This window comes from Neisseria subflava (assembly GCF_024205745.1).
Classification (GTDB): domain Bacteria; phylum Pseudomonadota; class Gammaproteobacteria; order Burkholderiales; family Neisseriaceae; genus Neisseria; species Neisseria flavescens_B.
The window spans coordinates 1,282,751-1,305,935 of record NZ_CP073117.1; the positions used below are offsets into that span (position 1 = coordinate 1,282,751).

Sequence of the window (23,185 nt, forward strand, 5' to 3'; positions counted from 1 at the left end):
CATAGTGTTGGAAATCCAATATTCAGACGGCCAAATAAGTTTTAAAATGTCAAACAACAAACTATTAGAATGATAAGGAAAAAAACATGGCACAATTTTTCGCTATTCATCCCGATAATCCCCAAGACCGCCTCATCAAACAAGCCGCCGATATTGTCCGCAGTGGCGGCGTTATCGTTTACCCTACGGATTCCTGCTATGCACTGGGTTGCAAACTCGGTGACAAAACCGCGATGGAGCGCATTCTCACGATTCGCAAAATCGATCAAAAACACCATCTGACCCTGATGTGTGCCGATTTGAGCGAATTGGGTACTTACGCCAAAGTAGATAATGCCCAATTCCGCCAGCTCAAAGCCGCTACGCCCGGCAGCTACACCTTTATCCTGCAGGCAACCAAAGAAGTACCCAATCGCACGCTTCATCCCAAGCGCAAAACCATCGGCCTGCGTGTTCCCGATAACGCCACCACCTTGGCACTTCTGCAAGAATTGGGCGAACCTATTTTAAGTTGCACCCTCATGTTGCCCGAAGACGACGAGCCATTGACCGATCCATACGAAATCCGAGATCGTCTTGAGCATGCTGTCGATTTGGTTATTGATGGCGGCTGGTGCGGTACTGAGCCGACGACGGTTATCGATATGACCGATGGCACCGAGCTGATTCGTCAAGGCAAGGGCGATATTGCCGTGTTCGGTTTGTAAAACCATCTGCGTTTGTATAAGTAGGGATATGCGTATTCTTTCTATGACGTATTAAAAGCATATTGCCGATTTTATTGATAGCTTAAAAAACAAATTATTCAAGTAAGTAGTTGTTCTATATTATTTCATTAGAGGCCGTCTGAAACATTTCAGACGGCCTTTCCCTTTCGTTTTTTCAATAAATAATTCATTTTAAATAATATTTCAAATAATTGGCATATGGCTTGCATGATTACTGTGTTTACTTGTGACTTGTCAATGGAATACAACACACCGCTTATTAATAGAAACATGGCCGAAACCCTTTTGATGATTGGTTTTTTTGATTGAAAGCCGTGATTTTATTTAGAAATTAAAGATAATCGGTTTATATTTCCGACTAGCGGATATTTGGTAAGTATGAAATACTATTTCACTTCGAGATAGTAAAAGACCTAAATTTCGTCTTAAAGTGACAATAAACGTCAGCTCGAAGCAAGTATTTTGCAAGGAAATCCTCCGCAATAGACTTTTTAAAGTAGCGTCATGCTCATGCCTACGCTTTTATCCATCAAAAAAAGAGAAAGACACACTAATGAATAAGATATTTAAAGTCGTTTGGAACCGTACGATTCAATCTTTCGTCGTAACATCCGAATTGGCCAAAGGCCGTGTGAAATCGTCTGCAGAACAAAACAGTACAGATGTATCTGCCGAATCCGGTAAAAATGGTATTGCGACAGTTTTCAGATTGACAGTAATTTCGGCAGCTCTTTTTGGGGCAAGCAATGCATATGCGGCAACTGCTCCACAAGGGCAAATTGCTACTGATGGTAGTGGTGCAATTGCTATCAGTGGTGCAACAGCAACGGGTTTTGGTGCATTAGGGGTAGGATTAGCGGCACAAGCCAATCAAGGTAACGCTATTGCCATAGGTAATTCAGCCCAAGCTCAAACTGGAAATACCATTGCCATCGGTAAAAGTGCAGTGGCAAATTCTCCGGCTTCGGGTAGTGCGCCATCAAGTGCTATTGCACTTGGTGCAGACGCGAATGCAACCGGCCTTGGTACGATTGCTATTGGACGTGCATCTGAGGTTCTCTCCCAAAATAGTATGAACGTGAATTCAACTCACAATAATATTGCTATTGGTAATACGGCTCGAGTAGGCGATTCAAGTAGTTCTAAGATAACTCAGTCTATTGCTATTGGTTCAGGTAACCGTGTTGATCCACAGGGCAGACCTGAGGGTGCGTGGGCAAAGGGAGACCAATCTATTGCGGTTGGTGGTAATGTCTTGGCTAATGGTAATTCATCTGTTGCTATTGGTGGTGATGATTTAGATGCGGTAGGTGGTACTCGATATTCTGGCAATGCAACGGATAAATTCATCAACTATAATGAAAAAGGTGCAAAGACCGGTGAATATACGCTGAGCGGTAAAAGTCTGCGTGATATTTATAAAGAGATGACTGGTGATACGATGAATTACGGTTCTTATGGTAATACTATTGCCGGTCAAGGTTCTGTTGCATTGGGTGTGCAGTCTAATTCATCTGCCGATTTGTCTTTGGCCATCGGTACTAAATCTCAGGCGACTGCCTTTGGTGGTGTAGCTTTGGGTACAGGTGCGAAGGCTACTTTGCTGAATTCTGTGGCTTTGGGTACGGCTTCTAAAACCGATAAAGAAGGTAAGGCATACGTTCAACGCGAAATCATGGGCGTGACCTACACTTGGGCAGGCGGTCAAACTACCGATGCTGGTGATGTTGTGTCTGTCGGTTCTAAAGGTTACGAACGCCAAATCATCAATGTATCCCCCGGCGATATTTCTGCTACTTCTACTGATGCCATCAATGGCTCTCAACTTTATGGTGTATTGAGTGCAATTGAGCGTGTCCGTTATTTTTCTGTTAATTCAACTGATGGTAGCACTGACGGCACCAAAAACTGGAATAACGATGGTGCGAAAGGTGCAAACTCAATTGCCATTGGCCCATCTGCATCTACGACAAGTGCAGCCACAAATGGTGTCTCTATCGGCAATCAGGCGAATGTTACAGGCGTCAATGCTGTTGCTTTGGGTAACGGTACTACTGCTTCTGTTCAAGATTCTGTCGCTTTGGGCAATGGTGCTGTCGGTGCAGCCAATAATTTTGATGCAACCGCTAAAAATGCCTCATTTAAAAATGATAGCGGTGCTGCGACCAATGTCAGCTATGCTGCTTCTTCATCCTCTACAACAGGCGCGGTTTCTGTAGGCAGCGCAGGCAATGAACGCCAAATCCAGAATGTTGCTGCAGGCCGTATTTCCGCCACTTCAACTGATGCAGTTAATGGTAGCCAACTGTACACCGTTATGAACAATGTTGGACACAATATCCAACAAAACGGTACAGACAAATCTCGTATCAATAATAACGGTACAGTCAACTACGCCGATGGTAATTTGACGACCGTTGCAGTTACCGATGGCGAGAATGCATCAAAAGTCCAAATCAATGTCACTCAAGGCACATTGTCTGTCGATAATAATGGCACAGTGTCCGCCCCGACTGCCGGTGTAGCGACTGCTGGCGATGTAGCCAATGCCATCAATAATGCCAAAACCACAACCAAGGTGGAGGCAGGCAGCAACACGCACGTTAATAAAACAACTTCGGGCAAAGAAACCACTTATACCGTCAGCGCAGATAAAGCAACGGTACAAGTTTCCAATGCTTTGAATCTGACCTCCAATGCTACAACCGCAGCCGATGGTGCAGTCACAACTAATTACAGTATCGACCTCGCTCAAAGCACTAAAGATAACATCCAAAAAGGTGTGGACGCCAAAACCACCGTTGACACCAAAGGCCTGACCTTCAACGGCGACAGCGGCAGCACCAATATCGAAAAACTCGGTTCCACCGTGACCGTTGCCGGCGACGACAACATCACCACCGAAGCCCAAGACGATAAAGTGACCGTCAAGCTGAACAAAGACCTGGTAGTAGACAGCGTCAAAGCCGGCGACACCACCGTGAACAACGACGGTGTGAAAGTAGGCGACGATGTTGCATTGACCCAAGACGGTGTGAAAGCAGGCGATGTCAAACTGACCAAAGACGGTTTGAACAACGCCGGCAACAAAGTGACCAACGTCGCCGATGGCGACCTCAATGCCAACAGCAAAGATGCCGTTAACGGTAGCCAACTGTTTGCGACCAACCAAAACGTAGCCAACAACGCCGCCAATATCGCCAAAGGCATTAACTTCGGCGGTACCACCGGCAGCAACAACTACGCATTGGGCGACACCATCAATGTCAAAGGCGACAGCAACATCATCAGCGAAACCGTAGCCGGTGGTGCACAGCTGAAACTGGCCAAAGACATTACCGTTGACAGCGTCACCGCAGGCGACAGCAAACTGAATACAGACGGCCTCACCATCACCGGTGGCCCAAGTGTGACCAAAGCAGGCATCAATGCCGCCGGCAACAAGATCACCAACGTTGCCCCAGGTACCGATGACACCGACGCGGTCAACTACAGCCAGCTGAAACAACAAAGCGCCGCCGCGCGTACCGAGGTACGTGCCGGCACCAACATCAAAGACGTGGTGAAAACTACCGGTGCCAACGGCCAAGACATCTACACCGTCAACGCCAAAGGCACGACTGCGAGCGCCGGTTCCGACAAGTTGACCGTTACCGCTGCTGAAAAGGCCGACAACGTGACCGACTACAGCATCGACTTGGCACAAAACACCAAAGACGACATCCAAAAAGGCGTAGATGCCAAAACCACCGTTGACACCAAAGGCCTGACCTTCAACGGCGACAGCGGCAGCACCAATGTCGAAAAACTCGGCTCTACCGTGACCGTTGCCGGCGACGACAACATCACCACTGAAGCCCAAGACGATAAAGTGACCGTCAAGCTGAACAAAGACCTGGTAGTAGACAGCGTCAAAGCCGGCGATACCACCGTTAACAACGACGGTGTGAAAGTAGGCGACGATGTCGCATTGACCCAAGACGGCGTTAAAGCAGGTGACGTCAAACTGACCAAAGACGGTTTGAACAACGCCGGTAACAAAGTGACCAACGTAGCCGCCGGTACTGACGATACCGACGCCGTTAACTACGGTCAGCTGAAAGAGACCAACGCCAACGTGGCCAAAGGTCTGAACATTGCCGCCGACAACGGTAACGACGACAACGTCCAACTGGGCGAAACCGTTGCCTACCGCAGCAGCGACAAAAACATCGTGACCACCGTGTCTGACAACCAGATTGACTTCAAACTGGCCAAAGACATTACCGTTGACAGCGTGACCGCAGGCGACAGCAAACTGAATACAGACGGCCTCACCATTACCGGTGGCCCAAGTGTGACCAAAGCAGGCATCAATGCCGCCGGCAACAAGATTACCAATGTTGCCCCAGGTACCGATGACGCCGACGCGGTCAACTACAGCCAGCTGAAACAGCAAAGCGCCGCCGCGCGTACCGAAGTTGCCGCCGGTACCAACATCAAAGACGTGGTGAAAACTACCGGCGCCAACGGCCAAGACATCTACACCGTCAACGCCAAAGGCACGACTGCGAGCGCCGGTTCCGACAAGTTGACCGTTACCGCTGCTGAAAAGGCCGACAACGTGACCGACTACAGCATCGACTTGGCACAAAACACCAAAGACGACATCCAAAAAGGCGTAGATGCCAAAACCACCGTTGACACCAAAGGCCTGACCTTCAACGGCGACAGCGGCAGCACCAATGTCGAAAAACTCGGCTCTACCGTGACCGTTGCCGGCGACGACAACATCACCACTGAAGCCCAAGACGATAAAGTGACCGTCAAGCTGAACAAAGACCTGGTAGTAGACAGCGTCAAAGCCGGCGATACCACCGTTAACAACGACGGTGTGAAAGTAGGCGACGATGTCGCATTGACCCAAGACGGCGTTAAAGCAGGTGACGTCAAACTGACCAAAGACGGTTTGAACAACGCCGGCAACAAAGTGACCAACGTAGCCGCCGGTACCGACGATACCGACGCCGTTAACTACGGTCAGCTGAAAGAGACCAACGCCAATGTGGCCAAAGGTCTGAACATTGCCGCCGACAACGGTAACGACGACAACGTCCAACTGGGCGAAACCGTTGCCTACCGCAGCAGCGACAAAAACATCGTGACCACCGTGTCTGACAACCAGATTGACTTCAAACTGGCCAAAGACATCACCGTTGACAGCGTCACCGCAGGCGACAGCAAACTGAATACAGACGGCCTCACCATCACCGGTGGCCCAAGTGTGACCAAAGCAGGCATCAATGCCGCCGGCAACAAGATCACCAACGTTGCACCGGGTACCGATGACACCGACGCGGTCAACTACAGCCAGCTGAAACAACAAAGCGCTGCCGCCCGTACCGAGGTACGTGCCGGCACCAACATCAAAGACGTGGTGAAAACTACCGGTGCCAACGGCCAAGACATCTACACCGTCAACGCCAAAGGCACGACTGCGAGCGCCGGTTCCGACAAGTTGACCGTTACCGCTGCTGAAAAGGCCGACAACGTGACCGACTACAGCATCGACTTGGCACAAAACACCAAAGACGACATCCAAAAAGGCGTAGATGCCAAAACCACCGTTGACACCAAAGGTCTGACCTTTAACGGCGACAGCGGCAGCACCAATATCGAAAAACTGGGTTCTACCGTGACCGTTGCCGGCGACGACAACATCACCACCGAAGCCCAAGACGATAAAGTGACTGTTAAGCTGAACAAAGACCTGGTAGTAGACAGCGTCAAAGCCGGCGACACCACCGTGAACAACGACGGTGTGACCGTCGCAGGTGGTCCTAGCCTGACCAAGTCCGGTATCGATGCCGCAGGTAACAAAGTGACCAACGTCGCCGATGGCGACCTCAATGCCAACAGCAAAGATGCTGTCAACGGCAGCCAACTGTTTGCGACCAACCAAAACGTAGCCAACAACGCCGCCAATATCGCCAAAGGCATTAACTTCGGCGGTACCACCGGCAGCAACAACTACGCATTGGGCGACACCATCAATGTCAAAGGCGACAGCAACATCATCAGCGAAACCGTAGCCGGTGGTGCACAGCTGAAACTGGCCAAAGACATCACCGTTGACAGCGTTACCGCAGGCGACAGCAAACTGAATACAGACGGCCTCACCATTACCGGCGGCCCGAGTGTGACCAAAGCAGGCATCGATGCCGCCGGCAACAAGATTACCAACGTTGCCCCGGGTACCGATGACACCGACGCGGTCAACTACAGCCAGCTGAAACAGCAAAGCGCCGCCGCCCGTACCGAAGTTGCCGCCGGCACCAACATCAAAGACGTGGTGAAAACTACCGGTGCCAACGGCCAAGACATCTACACCGTCAACGCCAAAGGCACAACTGCGAGCGCAGGTTCGAGCAAAGTGACCGTTACCGCCGCCGCTGCAGACGCGAACAACGTGACCGACTACAGCATCGACTTGGCACAAGACACCAAAGACGACATCCAAAAAGGTGTGGACGCCAAAACCACCGTTGACACCAAAGGCCTGACCTTCAACGGCGACAGCGGCAGCACCAATATCGAAAAACTCGGCTCTACCGTGACCGTTGCCGGCGACGACAACATCACCACCGAAGCCCAAGACGATAAAGTGACCGTCAAGCTGAACAAAGACCTGGTAGTAGACAGCGTCAAAGCCGGCGACACCACCGTGAACAACGACGGTGTGAAAGTAGGCGACGATGTTGCATTGACCCAAGACGGTGTGAAAGCAGGCGATGTCAAACTGACCAAAGACGGTTTGAACAACGCCGGCAACAAAGTGACCAACGTCGCCGATGGCGACCTCAATGCCAACAGCAAAGATGCTGTCAACGGCAGCCAACTGTTTGCGACCAACCAAAACGTAGCCAACAACGCCGCCAATATCGCCAAAGGCATTAACTTCGGCGGTACCACCGGCAGCAACAACTACGCATTGGGCGACACCATCAATGTCAAAGGCGACAGCAACATCATCAGCGAAACCGTAGCCGGTGGTGCACAGCTGAAACTGGCCAAAGACATCACCGTTGACAGCGTTACCGCAGGCGACAGCAAACTGAATACAGACGGCCTCACCATTACCGGCGGCCCGAGTGTGACCAAAGCAGGCATCGATGCCGCCGGCAACAAGATTACCAACGTTGCCCCGGGTACCGATGACACCGACGCGGTCAACTACAGCCAGCTGAAACAGCAAAGCGCCGCCGCCCGTACCGAAGTTGCCGCCGGCACCAACATCAAAGACGTGGTGAAAACTACCGGTGCCAACGGCCAAGACATCTACACCGTCAACGCCAAAGGCACAACTGCGAGCGCAGGTTCGAGCAAAGTGACCGTTACCGCCGCCGCTGCAGACGCGAACAACGTGACCGACTACAGCATCGACTTGGCACAAGACACCAAAGACGACATCCAAAAAGGTGTGGACGCCAAAACCACCGTTGACACCAAAGGCCTGACCTTCAACGGCGACAGCGGCAGCACCAATATCGAAAAACTCGGCTCTACCGTGACCGTTGCCGGCGACGACAACATCACCACCGAAGCCCAAGACGATAAAGTGACCGTCAAGCTGAACAAAGACCTGGTAGTAGACAGCGTCAAAGCCGGCGACACCACCGTGAACAACGACGGTGTGAAAGTAGGCGACGATGTTGCATTGACCCAAGACGGTGTGAAAGCAGGCGATGTCAAACTGACCAAAGACGGTTTGAACAACGCCGGCAACAAAGTGACCAACGTCGCCGATGGCGACCTCAATGCCAACAGCAAAGATGCCGTTAACGGTAGCCAACTGTTTGCGACCAACCAAAACGTAGCCAACAACGCCGCCAATATCGCCAAAGGCATCAACTTCGGCGGTACCACCGGCAGCAACAACTACGCATTGGGCGACACCATCAATGTCAAAGGCGACAGCAACATCATCAGCGAAACCGTAGCCGGTGGTGCACAGCTGAAACTGGCCGATGTGTTGAATGTTGGTCAAGCGGCTCCGGTGAAAATCGATGGCAACAAAGGCGAAGTCAGCGGCTTGAGCAATACGACTTTGGGCGGCAGCGACTTTGCCCAAGGCAAACGTGCGGCGACTGAAGAGCAGCTGAATGCAGCCCAAGATCAGTTGGTGAATGTATTGGGTGGCAATGCGGCCAATAATGGCGGCAACATCAGCATGACTGATATTGGCGGTACTGGTGAGAACAACATCCACGATGCAATCAAAGCCGTTAATGCAACTGCCAATCTGCCTTTGACTTTCGGCGGCGACAGCGGCAAAGATGTTGAACGCAAACCGGGTACGAAGCTGAATATTGTTGGCGGTCAAACCGATGCAGCCAAACTTTCAGACGGCAATATCGGTGTTGTAGCGAATGGCTCTGATAAGTTGGAAGTCAAATTGGCTAAAGACTTAGCAGTTGACAGCGTGAAAGCCGGCGATACCACAGTCAATACCGATGGCGTGAAAGTTGGCGATGTTAATCTGACTAAAGCCGGCTTGAACAATGGCGGCAACAAGATTACCAACGTTGCGGCCGGTACTGATGACACTGATGCGGTGAATGTTGCTCAGTTGAACAAAGCTGCGGCTGCGGCTAAGACTGAAGTTGTTCAAGGCGATAACATTGTTGTTACTCAGGATGTCGGCGCCAATGGCCAAACCATTTACAAAGTGGCTACCGATAAAAACCTGAAAGTAGACAGCGTTACCGCAGGCGATACCGTGATGAATAATGACGGTGTGAAAGTCGGCGATGATGTTGCATTGAACAAAGACGGCTTGAAAGCAGGTGATGTGAACCTGACTAAAGCTGGCTTGAACAATGGCGGCAACAAGATTACCAACGTTGCAGCCGGTACGGATGACACTGATGCGGTCAATGTTTCTCAACTGAAACAAGCTGCGGCGGCATCTAAAACTGAAGTCGTTCAAGGTAAGAACATCGTTGTGACTGAAAAAACAGGTGACAAAGGTCAGACTGTTTATGAGGTTGCTACCGATAAAGACTTGGACGTTGACAGCGTCAAAGCCGGTGATACCACTGTCAACAATGATGGTGTCAAAGTTGGTGACGATGTTGCATTGAACAAAGACGGCTTGAAAGCAGGCAAGGTAAACCTGACTAAAGATGGCTTGGACAATGCGGGTAACAAAGTAACCAACGTAGCGGATGGCGACATCAACGCCAACAGCAAAGATGCCGTCAACGGCAGCCAGTTGTACGCAACCAACCAAAACGTAGCCAACAATGCTGCGACTATCGCCAAAGGCATCAACTTCGGCGGTACGACCGGCAGCAACAACTACGCGTTGGGTGACACCATCAATGTCAAAGGCGACAGCAACATCATCAGCGAAACCGTAGCCGGTGGCGCTCAACTGAAGTTGGCTGACGAGATTAGCGTGAAGACAGTGAATGCCGATACCTTCAAAGCAGGCGATACTGTAATGAATAACGACGGCATGAAAGTCGGCGATAAAGTTGCGTTGAACAAAGACGGTCTGACCGCAGGCAACACCGTGGTCAACAACGATGGCGTAACCATCGCTGCACCGACTGAAAACAACCCGAACAACCAAGTCAAACTGTCTCCTGTCGGTCTGAACAACGGCGGCCAACGCATTACCAATGTGGCTCCGGGTAAAGACGGTACAGACGCGGCAAACGTGAACCAGTTGATTGGTTTAGGTACCGAGTTGCAGAACAACATCAACCAAGTAGGTAAGAAAGCCTACGCGGGTGTGGCCGGTGCGATTGCCCAAGGCTCGATTCCGCAAGTAACCCGTCCGGGTGCGACCGGTATCGGTGTCGGCAGCGGCTACTATGGTGGTCAGTCTGCCATGGCCATCGGCGTGTCTGCGATGAGCGACGGCGGCAACTGGATTGTCAAAGGCAACTTCTCGGCCAATACCGACGGTCATGTCGGTGTCGGTGCCGGTGCGCTGTATCAGTGGTAAGTTGGCAATGACAGGCAACTAGATTTACTGCCTGAATAGGGAGGCCGTCTGAAATTTTAGGTTTCAGACGGCCTTTTTTTCTGAAAACACTTGAATTTAGACTATCTGAAACGATATGCTTCATCTATTTACCGCATGACTCTGAAAGAGAACAAATGAGCAAAACCATCCATTATTTGAAAGACTACGCCGCGCCAGCTTACCGTATTCTGAAAACCGACCTGCATTTCGATATTTTAGAACCGCAAACCATCGTCAAATCCAGTCTGACCGTTCAACCTGAAAGAGCAGGGGAGCCATTGGTATTGGATGGTTCGGCAAAACTGCTGTCTGTGAAAGTAAACGGCCAGGCCGTAGATTATGTGTTGGAAGACGAAAAACTGACGATTGCCGGCGTGCCGTCTGAAAACTTCACGCTGGAAGTGGAAACTGAAATTCTGCCTGCTGAGAACAAATCTCTGATGGGTCTGTATGCTTCCGGCGGCAACCTGTTCACCCAATGCGAACCGGAAGGTTTCCGCAAAATTACGTTCTACATCGACCGTCCGGATGTCATGTCTAAATTTACCACCACCATCGTTGCAGACAAAACACGCTATCCGGTGTTGCTGTCTAACGGCAATAAAATCGATGGCGGCGAGTTTTCGGACGGCCGTCATTGGGTGAAATGGGAAGACCCGTTTGCCAAGCCGAGCTATCTCTTTGCTTTGGTGGCTGGCGATTTGGCAGTAACGGAAGATTATTTTACGACCATGAGCGGCCGTAAGGTCAAAATTGAGTTCTACACCACTGAGACAGACAAACCTAAAGTCAGGTTTGCCGTGGAATCGTTGAAAAATGCAATGAAATGGGACGAAACACGCTTTGGCTTGGAATACGATTTGGATATTTTCATGGTCGTTGCCGTGGGTGATTTCAATATGGGCGCGATGGAAAACAAAGGTTTGAATATTTTCAACACCAAGTTTGTGCTGGCCAACAGCCGTACCGCGACCGATACCGATTTTGAAGGCATCGAATCTGTTGTCGGCCACGAATATTTCCACAACTGGACAGGCAACCGCGTGACCTGCCGTGATTGGTTCCAATTGTCGCTGAAAGAAGGTTTGACTGTATTCCGCGATCAAGAGTTTTCCGGCGACCGGGCCAGCCGCGTGGTACGCCGTATCGACAATGTCCGCATGCTGCGCTTGTTCCAATTCCCTGAAGATGCAGGCCCGACTGCGCATCCTGTCCGCCCGGCCAGCTATGAAGAGATGAACAACTTCTACACCATGACCGTTTATGAAAAAGGTGCGGAAGTGGTGCGCATGTATCACACCTTGCTTGGGGAAGAAGGCTTCCAAAAAGGCATGAAGCTGTATTTCCAACGCCACGACGGTCAAGCTGTGACTTGTGATGATTTCCGTGCCGCAATGGCAGACGCAAACGGCATCAATCTTGATCAGTTTGCTTTGTGGTACAGCCAAGCTGGCACGCCGGTTTTAGATGCTCAAGGCCGTCTGAAAGATGGAGCGTTTGAATTGACCATCAAACAAACCATTCCGGCCACGCCCGATATGGCGGACAAACAGCCGATGATGATTCCGGTCAAAACCGGTTTGCTGAATGAAAAAGGCGAAGCGGTTGAGTTTGAATATCAAGGTGAACGGGTGAAAGAGGCGGTTTTGGTATTGACCGAAGCCGAGCAGACTTTTGTATTGGGCGGCGTCAATGAGCCGGTTATCCCGTCTCTGCTGCGAGATTTCTCTGCGCCGGTCACCCTGAACTATCCGTACAGCGAGCAAGAATTAGCAACTTTACTGGCGGCAGATGAAAATGAGTTTGCCCGTTGGGAAGCTGCCCAAACCTTGTATCATCGTGCCATTAACGCCAACCGTCAGGCATTGGCGGAAGGCCGTCCTTTGCCTGAACATAAAGCATTGATGGATGCTTTGGCTTTGGTGGTTTCCGGTGATTTCGACCCAGCATTCCGCGCCATTTTGTTGCAAATGCCGTCTGAAACCGATGTATGGGCGGAAGAAGAAAATATTGATCCGATTCAGGTTCATCAAGCGCGAGAAGCCTTGCTCAATGCCGTTGCCGTCAAGTTCCTGCCTCAATGGCGCGAGCTGAACCGTCAAGCTGCCGAGCAAGAAAACCAAGCCGATGCTGCTGTTCGTTATGAATACAGTCCGGAACTGGCCGGCTGGCGTACTTTGCGTAATGCTTGCAGGGCATTTATCCTTCGTGCTGACGCAGCGCATATCGAACACGTTGCGGAGAATTACGAAGCAATGGCGCAAAACATGACCCACGAATGGGGTATCTTATCCGCAATCAACAGCAATGAAAGCGAAATCCGCAATCACTTGTTGACGCAATTTGCCGATAAATTCGCCGATGATGCTTTGGTAATGGACAAATACTTTGCCCTGATTGCCTCAAGTCGCCGCAAAGATACTTTACAACAAGTTCAGACGGCCTTGAATCATCCTAAATTCAGCATCGAAAACCCGAATAAGGCCCGTTCTTTGTTGATCAGCTTCAGTCGCAATATTCCGCACTTCCATGCAGAAGACGGCAGCGGCTACCGCTTTGTAGCCGATAAAGTGATGGAAATCGACCGTTTTAATCCGCAAGTTGCTGCCCGATTGGTGCAGGCTTTCAACATCTGCAACAAATTGGAAGCCAACCGCAAAGCTATCATGATCAAAGAATTGCAACGCATCCATGCACAAGAAGGTTTGTCCAAAGATGTGGGCGAGATTGTCGGTAAGATTTTGAATGAAAAATAAAGCTTGTCTGTTGACCTTATTGTAATTTGGCAATAGGGGTAGATAGACTAAAGGCCGTCTGAAACCGATTGGTTTCAGACGGCCTTTTTCGTATGTTAACGCTTAAATTAATTTTCGTTGAGGGTAGGGGATAGGAATAAAAAAAGAGCCTGCATAAAACAGGCTCTTTTTTATACTAATCCGAAGATTAGAATTTGTGACGCAGGCCAACCAAACCAGAGATGGTTTCAACTTTGTGAGGGCCAGACTCAGCACCACGCAACCAGCCGGCAGAAACCAGAGCAGTAGTGCGTTTAGAGAAATCGTAGTCAGCACCAACGATAACTTGGTCGTATTGAGTGCCTTTCAGTTTTTGACCGTCAACTTTAGCTTTGAAGCCGTGAGCGTAAGAAACGCGAGGAGTTACGTTACCAGCGCGGTAAGCGGCAGTAGCAGCAACTTCGATAGTTTCAGCAGGACGGCTGTCCAAGCCAGCAGCAGTACCAAATACTACGTTAGAAGCGTTAGTACCGGCAGCGCGCATAGCAGAAGTTACAACACCGTTAGATTGGGCTTCGGCATAGTCACCCAAAGTTTCCCAGTTTTTAGCGTATTGGCCGGCTACAGATACGAACAGGTTGTTAGCATCGTAACCACCTACTAAGCGGTGTACGTGACCGTCTTTTTCAGAAACGGCGTTTTTACGGAAACCACCAGCGTATTGACCGAAGAAACCAGAGTTTTCGTAGTTCAGGCCAGCGTAGTAAGTGTCACGGGTAGCGTCGTTGTGAGTGTATTTGTCAGAAGGGTTAGCGTTGTCGCGTGGAGTGTATTGTACGCTTGCGCTGAAGCCTGAGAATACAGGGCTGTCGTAACGTACAGATACTGCGCGTTCGTCAACACGAGTGAATACAGACATGTTCAAAGCACCGTTGCTGCTTTCCCATTGGTCAACGTTGTCGCTAGAGTCTTTAACAGTAGAGTTCAATTTACCGGCACGAACTTTACCGAAGCCACCTTCCAAACCGATGAAAGATTCGCGAGAAGCCCACTCTTTGTCGCCACCGGCGATAGAAGTGTTTTGTTCAACTTGCCAGATGGCATTCAGGTTGTTACCCAAGTGTTCGTGGCCTTTAAAGCCGATGCGTGAACCGAAGTCAGCGATTTCAGTAGCAGTTTTAGAGCTTTTCTCATGACCCAGTTTAGCAGCAGTTTGTTCACCCAATTTTACTTTGGATACTTCAACGCCGGCTTTGATTTGACCGTACAGAGTTACGTCAGCCATAGCTGCAACAGGCAAAGCTGCCAGAGTCAGGGCAATCAGGGATTTTTTCATTGCTGTTTTCCTTTTTTAAGTGTGAAGAAGCGAGCATTCGTTCTTCTTATTACGATATCGTTCTGTTTCAACGATTCCATGACCATAATATAAAGGTTATGGCTTAAGAAAACAAATTTTCCTCTTGTTTTGAACGTATTTTGTTGGGAAACGTTGTTTTTTACAGACAGAGTAGGTATGAGAAATAGTCGTTTATTTTGTAATATGTTTTTCTAAAAGGAAATTTTAGGAGAACCATAAACGCCGGCTTATTGAAGTTGGGGATCAAATGTCGTTTATATTGTTTTTAGACGGCCTTGTTGAGTTAGATTTATAGTGTATTGGATTTTAAAATTATAAAAAACCTGCCTGAGTGATCAGGCAGGTTTCATTTGCTTGAAAGACAGATTAGTTTTTGTCTTGGTCAACCAGTTTGTTTTTGGCAATCCAAGGCATCATGGAACGCAGTTGCGCGCCGACTTTTTCGATTTGGTGGTCGGCAGTCAGGCGGCGGCGGGCAGTCATGCTGGCATAGTTGACGGCACCTTCTTGGATGAACATTTTGGCGTATTCGCCGGTTTGGATGCGTTTGAGGGCATTGCGCATGGCTTCGCGGGATTTGTCGTTGATGACTTCCACACCGGTAACGTATTCGCCGTACTCCGCGTTGTTGGAAATGGAGTAGTTCATGTTGGCAATGCCACCTTCGTAAATCAGGTCAACGATGAGCTTCATTTCATGCAGGCATTCGAAGTAGGCCATTTCGGGCGCATAGCCTGCTTCGGTCAGGGTTTCGAAGCCGGTTTTGATCAGTTCGACCACACCGCCGCACAATACGGCTTGTTCGCCGAACAGGTCGGTTTCGGTTTCTTCGCGGAAGTTGGTTTCGATTACGCCACCTTTAGTGCCGCCGTTGGCTGCTGCGTAAGACAGGGCGATGTCTTTGGCTTTGCCGCTTTTATCTTGGTAAACGGCGATCAGGGAAGGTACGCCGCCGCCTTTCAGGAATTCGCTGCGTACGGTGTGGCCTGGGCCTTTAGGGGCGATCATGATAACGTCGAGGTCGGCGCGAGGGACGATTTGGTTGTAGTGTACGTTGAAGCCGTGAGCGAACGCCAATACTGCGCCTTCTTTCAAGTTAGGCTCGATTTCGTTTTTGTATACGATAGGTTGGTTTTCGTCAGGCAACAGAATCATTACAACATCGGCTGCTTTGGTTGCTTCAGCAACAGTGCGTACGTCGTGGCCGGCTGCTTCGGCTTTTTTCCAAGAGCCGCCTTGGCGCAGACCGATTACGACATTTACGCCGGAATCTTTCAGGTTTGCTGCGTGTGCGTGACCTTGTGAACCGTAACCGATGATGGCAACGGTTTTGCCTTTGATCAGAGAAAGGTCAGCGTCTTTATCGTAATAAACTTGCATTTTATTTCCTTAGTGTAAGAGGGTTCCGGATAATCCGGGTTGAGTTAAAAGTAATAGGGGCTTAAGCGGGGACTTGGTTCATCAAGACGATTTCCAATGCTTCGGTTTTTCCTTCGATGGATTTGACGAAGTTTTGGAAATGTTCGCTGGCATTATGTTCGTCAATAGCTGCTTGGGATTTCCAGCTTTCTACGAATACGAAACGGTTGGGTTTGCCGATTTCTTGGTGCAGGTCGTAGCTGATGTTGCCTTCTTCTGCACGGCTGGCTTTGACCAATTCTTTAAACTGGGTAGCCAGAGCCTCGGTGTATTCGGGTTTGACGGTAACTAATGCAACGATTTGGATGCTTGACATGTTTGTCTCCTGCTGTTTTTCAGACGGCCTTTGTTGAAAGTAAAAGGTCGTCTGAACGATACAGCGTTAAATTTTCAAAATACGCTCGCCACGGCCGATACCGGCTGCGCCTGTGCGTACGGTTTCCAAAATTTGAGCACGACCGACTGTTTCAAGGAAAGAGTCGAGTTTTTCGGTAGAACCTGTGATTTCGATGGTGTAGCTGCGGTCTGTTACGTCAATGACGCTGCCACGGTAGATTTCGGTCAATCGCAGGAATTCGTCGCGGTCTTTGCCGACGGCGCGGACTTTTACCAACATCAGCTCACGTTCGACAAAACGGCTTTCGTTCAAATCGACCACTTTGATAACTTCAATCAGTTTGTTGAGCTGTTTGGTGATTTGCTCGATAACGTGTTCGTCGCCATGGGTAACGATGGTCATGCGAGACAAGGTTTTGTCTTCGGTTGGTGCAACAGCCAGGGAGTCGATGTTGTAATCGCGCGCGGAGAACAAACCTACCACACGGCTCATCGCACCTGATTCGTTTTCCATCAGAATAGATAAGATATGTCGCATTTTTCTCTCCTTACGCTGACAATGTTTCGCGCATATGCGGCGGCAGAACCATCTCGTCCAAGCCTTTGCCGTTGCCGACCATAGGCAGTACGTTTTGTTTCTTGTCGGTCAAGAAATCGAGGAATACCAGACGGTCTTTTTGGTTTAATGCTTCCAGCAATGCGCCTTCTACATCGGATTTCTTGTCCACACGGATGCCGATATGGCCGTAGGCTTCAGCCAGTTTGACAAAATCAGGCAATGAATCGAAATAGGTTTCCGATTCACGGTTGCCGTAATAAAGTTCTTGCCATTGGCGGACCATGCCGAGGTAGCCGTTGTTCAGGGTAACGACGTTAACCGGAACGCGGTATTGGAAGCAGGTGGACAGCTCTTGGATGTTCATCTGAATCGAGCCTTCGCCGGTGATACAGAATACATCTTGATCAGGAGCGGCCAGTTTCGCGCCGATGGCATATGGCAAGCCGACACCCATTGTGCCTAAACCGCCGGAATTGAGCCATTGGCGAGGACGCTCGAATGGGTAATATTGGGCGGTAAACATTTGGTGTTGACCGACGTCGGAAGTGATGATGGCAGAATTATTGGTGATTTCGGCCAGTTTTTGAATGACGTATTGCGGTTTGATGATTTCGCTTTCATTGTCAAACCACAGGCAGTTGCGCGAACGCCATTCTTCAATGCTTTTCCACCATTTATCCAATGAGTCGGCTGCAGGTGCAGATTCTTGTTTGCCCCACAATTGAATCATTTCGGACAATACGTTTTTCACGTCGCCGACAATCGGGATATCCACTTTGACGCGTTTGGCAATGCTGGACGGGTCAACGTCGATATGGATAATTTTTTTGGCTTTTTCAAAGAATTTGGACGGCACGGAAATTACGCGGTCATCGAAGCGCGCACCGATTGCCAGTACAACGTCTGCATTCTGCATGGCGAGGTTGGCTTCGTAAGTACCGTGCATGCCCAGCATACCCAAGAATTGGCGGTCGCTGGAAGGGTATGCGCCCAGGCCCATCAATGTACCGGTACAAGGAGCGCCGATCATGCGGACAAATTTGGTCATTTCCTCAGAGGCATTGCCCAAAACTACGCCGCCGCCGAAGTAAACAATAGGGCGTTTGGCGGAAGCCAGCATTTGTACGGCTTTTTTGATTTGACCGATGTGGCCTTGTACAACCGGTTGATAAGAGCGGATGAAAATGTCTTCTTGCGGATAGCTGAATTTAGCCATCGCTTGGGTGACATCTTTAGGAACATCGACAACAACGGGACCCGGACGGCCGCTTGCAGCAATTTGGAAAGCTTTTTTGATGGTGTCTGCCAACTCAGCGATATTGGTCACCAAGAAATTGTGTTTGACACAAGGGCGGGTAATGCCGACTGTATCCACTTCTTGGAATGCGTCTGTTCCGATGAGGGAGTTGCCCACCTGGCCGCTGATGACTACCAACGGAATGGAGTCGCTGTAAGCGGTAGCGATGCCGGTCAGTGCATTGGTTACGCCTGGGCCGGAAGTTACCAAAGCAACGCCGACTTTGCCGCTGACACGGGCATAAGCATCTGCCGCATGTACGGCTGCCTGCTCGTGGCGAACCAGGATGTGCTTGAATTTATTGAGTTGGAAAAGGGCATCGTAGATTTCGATAACCGCGCCGCCCGGATAGCCGAATACATACTCGACACCTTCGGCTTTGAGACTTTGCACGATGATTTGTGCGCCAGATAATTGCATATTGACCTCTTTTATATGGCCTCAAACCAATAGGAATAATCCGCCTCACCACAGCACCTGTAATGCAATTCCACCAAGCAGCGATTTAGGGTACGCGCACTGAGGGAATACGATGACAGTCAGACTATCCAAGCAATTGGGAAGAAACACAGAGTTTGTGAAAAAGAGTAGAAACGATAACGCAATCCGACTGTACAAGCAAGACAAAATCTTTCATCTTTTAACGTTTAAGGAGAGAAAATAGATTATCGTTTGATTTTAAAGAAATAAAAAAACAGTTTTATTGAGCTTGATGTGGGTGGATTGTTGACAGTTTGAGTAAGGAGAAGGTTTTTACAAATGATAAATAGCAAAAAACCTCTTGACTGAATCAAGAGGTTTTTTTAATTTGGTGCCCAGGGTCGGACTCGAACCGACACACCTTGCGGCGGGGGATTTTGAGTCCCCTGCGTCTACCAATTTCGCCACCTGGGCTAGCGAAGAAGTCGTCATTATAGCGAGTTCTCGAATCTTGTAAAGCAGTAATTGAAAAAAAATTGGATTATTTTTATATTTGTTTGATTTTTAATGAATTAAACTTTTTTCGTTTGATGCTATCTAAATGGAGGACAGATTTTTAAAACAAAAAAGGCAGTATTTATCTGCAAAAAGGGCTACATTTAATGTGTCAAACGCGTTAATATGAAGATGTTTTGTTTTTATATCGGCCGGGCGGTTGTTTGGCTTCACTTAATTTGAAACGGTTTTGGAGAAAATTTATGCTTTCCGTTACACGAACTTTCCTACTCAGTGCTTTTGCGTTGGCTGCTCTGGCTGCTTGTCAGCCTAAAGAAGAGGCCAAAGAGGCTTCTTCGACACCTGCCGCTTCTGCCGCGCCTGCTGCTTCCGGTGAGTCTGCGCCCAAAGTGCAAGCGCGCGGTACCGATATGCGCAAAGAAGACATTGGCGGTGATTTCACATTGACCGATGGCGACGGCAAACCTTTCAGTCTGAGCGATTTGAAAGGCAAAGTGGTCATTCTGTCTTTTGGTTATACCCACTGTCCTGACGTATGCCCAACCGAGTTGCTGACTTACAGCGACACTTTGAAACAATTGGGCGATCAGGCTAAAGACGTGAAAGTAGTATTTGTCAGCATCGACCCTGAGCGCGATACGCCTGAAGTAATCGGCAAATACGTCAAACAGTTCAACCCTGATTTTATCGGCCTGACGGCAACCGGCGATCAAAGCCTGCCTGTCATCAAACAGCAATACCGTGTGGTATCGGCTAAAGTAAACCAAAAAGAAGACAGCGAAAACTATTTGGTCGACCACTCTTCAGGTGCATATTTGATTGATAAAAACGGTGAAGTGGCGATTTTCTCGCCTTATGGCAGCGAGCCGGAAACGATTGCGGCTGATGTGAAAACTTTATTGTAAAAACGTAGTTGAGGCCGTCTGAAATGGGTTGTGGATTTCAGACGGCCTTCTTACTTTATGATACGGCAAAGGAGAATAAAAAAATGACCGGCACACTTTTAACGATTGCTTTATCCAAGGGGCGAATTTTTGAGGAAACCCTGCCGCTGTTGGCTGCCGCCGGTATTGTGCCTGCGGAAGAGCCGGAAAAATCGCGCAAGCTGATTATTGGTACGAATCATGACAATATCCGTTTGGTGATTGTACGCGCAACCGATGTGCCGACTTATGTGCAGTATGGTGCGGCGGATTTCGGGATTGCCGGTAAGGACGTGCTGATCGAGCATGGCGGAGATGGCCTGTATCAACCTTTGGATTTGCACATCGCCTCATGCCGCATGATGGTTGCGGTAAAAAAAGGTTTTGATTACGCCGCCGCTTCCAAACCCGGCAGCCGCTTGCGGATTGCCACCAAATACCCCGACATTGCCGCCGAACACTTTGCCGACAAGGGTGTGCATGTGGACATCATCAAACTGTACGGCTCGATGGAGCTTGCGCCTTTGGTCGGTTTGAGCGATGCGATTGTCGATTTGGTTTCCAGTGGCAATACATTGAAGGCCAATGGTTTGGAAGCTGTGGAACATGTGGCTGATATTTCCAGCCGCTTGGTGGTCAACAAAGCGGCGTTGAAAACCAAATATGCGCTGTTGAATCCGATTATTCAGGCATTTGAAAATGCCGCTAAGGCCGTCTGAAAAGTTTTTTGCAAAAACTGTCTGCCAACCCAGTTTGAAAGCCCTGTCATGATGCAAAGCAAACCGACACTCGATACGATTCTTTCCCATCGTTCCATCCGCAGGTTTACTTCCGAGCCGATTGCCGATGAAATCCTCGATACGCTGGTTCGCGCCGGACAGCAGGCTTCGACCTCCAACAACCTGCAATGCGTTTCCATCATACGCGTATCCGACCTTGCGTTGAGGCAGGGGATACATGAAGCGGCAGGGAGTGCGCCTTATATTGTCCATTGTGCGGAATTTTTATTGTTTTGCATCGATTTTTCCAAACACAAGGCAATGTTTCCCGATGCGCAAATTGATTGGGCGGAAGTAACCCTGATTGGCGCGGTCGATGTAGGCATTATGGCGCAAAACGTATTGCTTGCCGCCGAATCGCTTGGGCTGGGCGGTGTGTATATCGGCGCGCTGCGCAATAATGCGCAAAAAGTGTCGGATGTGTTGAACCTGCCGGATTATTGCGTGCCTTTGGTGGGGTTGTGCCTCGGTTATCCTGATCAAGACCCGCCGCTCAAACCGCGCCTACCTAAGGAAATGGTCTATGCCGAAAACGCTTGTCCGAGCCTGAATGCTGAGGCGGTTGAAGCTTATAATCAGGCAGTAGCGGATTATTATGAGTTACGCAAGGGAAGACCGATACCTTGGAAGGAATCGCTGGCCAAAACCTTGGGTAATCCCGTGCGACCGCATATGTTGGCGTTTTTGCAGAAAAAAGGTTTTTTGAAAAGATAATATTCAGACGGCCTTTGAGTGAATGAGGCCGTCTGAAAACAATAGGAACGAAACAAGGAAGAGAGCAAACCATGAAAAAACTCAACACCCAATCCCCTGATTTTCAAGCCGAACTTAAAGCGTTACTCGCTTTTGAAACCGCGCAAAACCCTGAAATCGACCGTATTGTTGCCGACATATGCGCCGATGTTCAAAAGCGCGGCGATGCGGCGCTGATTGAATATACCAACCGCTTTGACGGTACATCCGCTCAAACCATCGATGATTTAATCCTGACACAAGATGATTTGCAGTCTGCGTTTGAGCGTTTGCCTGAAAACATTCAGACGGCCTTGAAAACGGCCGCGCGACGGGTGGAAAGCTACCATAAACACCAAAAAATGGAGTCGTGGACTTACGAAGACGAAGACGGCACGCTTTTGGGTCAACAGATTACGCCGCTTGACCGAGTCGGTATTTATGTTCCGGGCGGTAAAGCCGCTTATCCGAGTTCCGTCATCATGAACGCCATGCCTGCCCACGTTGCCGGCGTGAAAGAAATCATCATGGTCGTTCCCACTCCGAAAGGCGAGCGCAACGATATCGTGTTGGCGGCTGCTTTTGTGGCCGGTGTAACCAAAGTGTTTACAGTCGGCGGCGCGCAGGCGGTTGCGGCTTTGGCTTATGGTACGGAATCTGTACCTCAAGTCGATAAGATTACCGGCCCGGGCAATGCCTTTGTCGCCGCGGCCAAACGACGCGTGTTCGGCGTGGTCGGTATCGATATGGTGGCAGGGCCGTCTGAAATTTTGGTGATTGCCGATGGCACGACGCCTGCCGATTGGGTGGTCATGGATTTGTTCAGTCAGGCGGAACACGATGAAATTGCACAAGCAATTTTGATTGGTACTTCTCAAACGTATTTGGACGAAGTTCAGACGGCCATGAACCGCTTGATTGAAACCATGCCGCGCCGTGCGATTATTGAAGCTTCATTGGGTAACCGCGGCGCAATGATTTTGGCTAAAGACTTGGACGAAGCCTGCGAAATCGCTAACTATATTTCTCCCGAACACTTGGAATTGTCGGTTGAAAATCCGCAAGCGTGGGCGAAAAAAATCCGCCACGCCGGCGCTATTTTCATGGGACGCTATACCAGTGAAAGCCTTGGCGACTATTGCGCAGGCCCCAACCACGTTTTGCCGACCAGCCGCACGGCGCGTTTCTCTTCTCCTTTGGGAACATATGATTTCCAAAAACGCTCCAGTCTGATTCAGGTTTCAGAACAAGGCGCGCAGAAGTTGGGCAAAACCGCCAGCGTGTTGGCGCATGGCGAAAGCTTGACCGCGCACGCCAGAGCGGCTGAGTTTCGTTTGAAAGGCTGAGACCTTTGCAAAATTCCCCAAAA

Annotated in this window: 12 protein-coding genes and 1 tRNA gene; 7 read left to right on the top strand and 6 right to left on the bottom strand. The window is 49.6% G+C overall.

Translation table 11 applies throughout. The features are described 5' to 3' along the window. Nucleotides 1-86 precede the first annotated feature (86 nt). The 3 genes from KCG55_RS06235 to pepN all read left to right on the top strand — a co-directional run bounded on the left by KCG55_RS06235 (nucleotide 87) and on the right by pepN (nucleotide 13,499). Entirely contained in the window at nucleotides 87-707 is a 621-nt protein-coding gene (locus KCG55_RS06235) for an L-threonylcarbamoyladenylate synthase (protein WP_254322392.1), read from the top strand. 574 nt (nucleotides 708-1,281) lie between these two features. Beyond that, nucleotides 1,282-10,722, top strand: coding sequence for a YadA-like family protein (locus KCG55_RS06240; protein ID WP_254322394.1), 9,441 nt, complete (start codon nucleotides 1,282-1,284; stop codon nucleotides 10,720-10,722). A 155-nt stretch (nucleotides 10,723-10,877) separates the two neighbouring features. Further along, nucleotides 10,878-13,499, top strand: coding sequence for an aminopeptidase N (pepN, locus tag KCG55_RS06245; RefSeq protein ID WP_254322396.1), 2,622 nt, complete (start codon nucleotides 10,878-10,880; stop codon nucleotides 13,497-13,499). Nucleotides 13,500-13,686: 187 nt separating this feature from the next. On the opposite strand, the gene porB is transcribed toward pepN, so the two are convergent. The 6 genes from porB to KCG55_RS06275 form a co-directional block, all read right to left on the bottom strand. Beyond that, complete coding sequence (gene porB / locus KCG55_RS06250; RefSeq protein ID WP_254322398.1) at nucleotides 13,687-14,814, bottom strand: trimeric porin PorB; 1,128 nt, start codon at nucleotides 14,812-14,814, stop codon at nucleotides 13,687-13,689. A 387-nt stretch (nucleotides 14,815-15,201) separates the two neighbouring features. Beyond that, nucleotides 15,202-16,215 carry a ketol-acid reductoisomerase gene (gene ilvC / locus KCG55_RS06255; protein ID WP_003680040.1) on the bottom strand — a complete coding sequence of 338 codons (1,014 nt, stop codon included), beginning with the start codon at nucleotides 16,213-16,215 and terminating at the stop codon, nucleotides 15,202-15,204. Nucleotides 16,216-16,276: 61 nt separating this feature from the next. Further along, the gene (locus tag KCG55_RS06260) at nucleotides 16,277-16,570 is read right to left on the bottom strand and encodes a putative quinol monooxygenase (protein WP_254322400.1); all 294 of its coding nucleotides are present in this window, start codon (nucleotides 16,568-16,570) and stop codon (nucleotides 16,277-16,279) included. Between the two features lie 66 nt (nucleotides 16,571-16,636). Then, a complete protein-coding gene (gene ilvN, locus KCG55_RS06265; RefSeq protein ID WP_003685820.1) occupies nucleotides 16,637-17,128 on the bottom strand; it encodes an acetolactate synthase small subunit in 492 nt (163 codons plus the stop codon). Nucleotides 17,129-17,138: 10 nt separating this feature from the next. After that, nucleotides 17,139-18,866: a biosynthetic-type acetolactate synthase large subunit gene (gene ilvB / locus KCG55_RS06270; protein WP_003680037.1), complete on the bottom strand. Its 1,728-nt coding sequence runs from the start codon at nucleotides 18,864-18,866 to the stop codon at nucleotides 17,139-17,141. A 389-nt stretch (nucleotides 18,867-19,255) separates the two neighbouring features. After that, nucleotides 19,256-19,340: transfer RNA gene (locus KCG55_RS06275), tRNA-Leu, on the bottom strand. Nucleotides 19,341-19,624: 284 nt separating this feature from the next. On the opposite strand from KCG55_RS06275, the gene KCG55_RS06280 reads away from it, so the two are divergent. The 4 genes from KCG55_RS06280 to hisD all read left to right on the top strand — a co-directional run bounded on the left by KCG55_RS06280 (nucleotide 19,625) and on the right by hisD (nucleotide 23,162). Continuing rightward, nucleotides 19,625-20,287: an SCO family protein gene (locus KCG55_RS06280; RefSeq protein ID WP_070748279.1), complete on the top strand. Its 663-nt coding sequence runs from the start codon at nucleotides 19,625-19,627 to the stop codon at nucleotides 20,285-20,287. Between the two features lie 83 nt (nucleotides 20,288-20,370). Continuing rightward, entirely contained in the window at nucleotides 20,371-21,024 is a 654-nt protein-coding gene (gene hisG, locus KCG55_RS06285) for an ATP phosphoribosyltransferase (protein ID WP_254322401.1), read from the top strand. 48 nt (nucleotides 21,025-21,072) lie between these two features. Continuing rightward, the gene (nfsA, locus tag KCG55_RS06290; protein WP_254322402.1) at nucleotides 21,073-21,798 is read left to right on the top strand and encodes an oxygen-insensitive NADPH nitroreductase; all 726 of its coding nucleotides are present in this window, start codon (nucleotides 21,073-21,075) and stop codon (nucleotides 21,796-21,798) included. 71 nt (nucleotides 21,799-21,869) lie between these two features. Then, complete coding sequence (gene hisD, locus KCG55_RS06295) at nucleotides 21,870-23,162, top strand: histidinol dehydrogenase (protein ID WP_254322404.1); 1,293 nt, start codon at nucleotides 21,870-21,872, stop codon at nucleotides 23,160-23,162. Nucleotides 23,163-23,185: the final 23 nt, after the last annotated feature.

What these genes read in the sequence shown, in the direction of transcription:
- hisD (WP_254322404.1), top strand. Translation starts at nt 21,870, where the DNA reads ATGAAAAAACTCAACACCCAATCCCCTGATTTTCAAGCCGAACTTAAA.
- pepN (WP_254322396.1), top strand. Translation starts at nt 10,878, where the DNA reads ATGAGCAAAACCATCCATTATTTGAAAGACTACGCCGCGCCAGCTTAC.
- nfsA (WP_254322402.1), top strand. Translation starts at nt 21,073, where the DNA reads ATGATGCAAAGCAAACCGACACTCGATACGATTCTTTCCCATCGTTCC.
- KCG55_RS06240 (WP_254322394.1), top strand. Translation starts at nt 1,282, where the DNA reads ATGAATAAGATATTTAAAGTCGTTTGGAACCGTACGATTCAATCTTTC.
- ilvC (WP_003680040.1), bottom strand. Translation starts at nt 16,215, where the DNA reads ATGCAAGTTTATTACGATAAAGACGCTGACCTTTCTCTGATCAAAGGC.
- KCG55_RS06260 (WP_254322400.1), bottom strand. Translation starts at nt 16,570, where the DNA reads ATGTCAAGCATCCAAATCGTTGCATTAGTTACCGTCAAACCCGAATAC.
- porB (WP_254322398.1), bottom strand. Translation starts at nt 14,814, where the DNA reads ATGAAAAAATCCCTGATTGCCCTGACTCTGGCAGCTTTGCCTGTTGCA.
- hisG (WP_254322401.1), top strand. Translation starts at nt 20,371, where the DNA reads ATGACCGGCACACTTTTAACGATTGCTTTATCCAAGGGGCGAATTTTT.
- KCG55_RS06235 (WP_254322392.1), top strand. Translation starts at nt 87, where the DNA reads ATGGCACAATTTTTCGCTATTCATCCCGATAATCCCCAAGACCGCCTC.
- KCG55_RS06280 (WP_070748279.1), top strand. Translation starts at nt 19,625, where the DNA reads ATGCTTTCCGTTACACGAACTTTCCTACTCAGTGCTTTTGCGTTGGCT.
- ilvB (WP_003680037.1), bottom strand. Translation starts at nt 18,866, where the DNA reads ATGCAATTATCTGGCGCACAAATCATCGTGCAAAGTCTCAAAGCCGAA.
- ilvN (WP_003685820.1), bottom strand. Translation starts at nt 17,128, where the DNA reads ATGCGACATATCTTATCTATTCTGATGGAAAACGAATCAGGTGCGATG.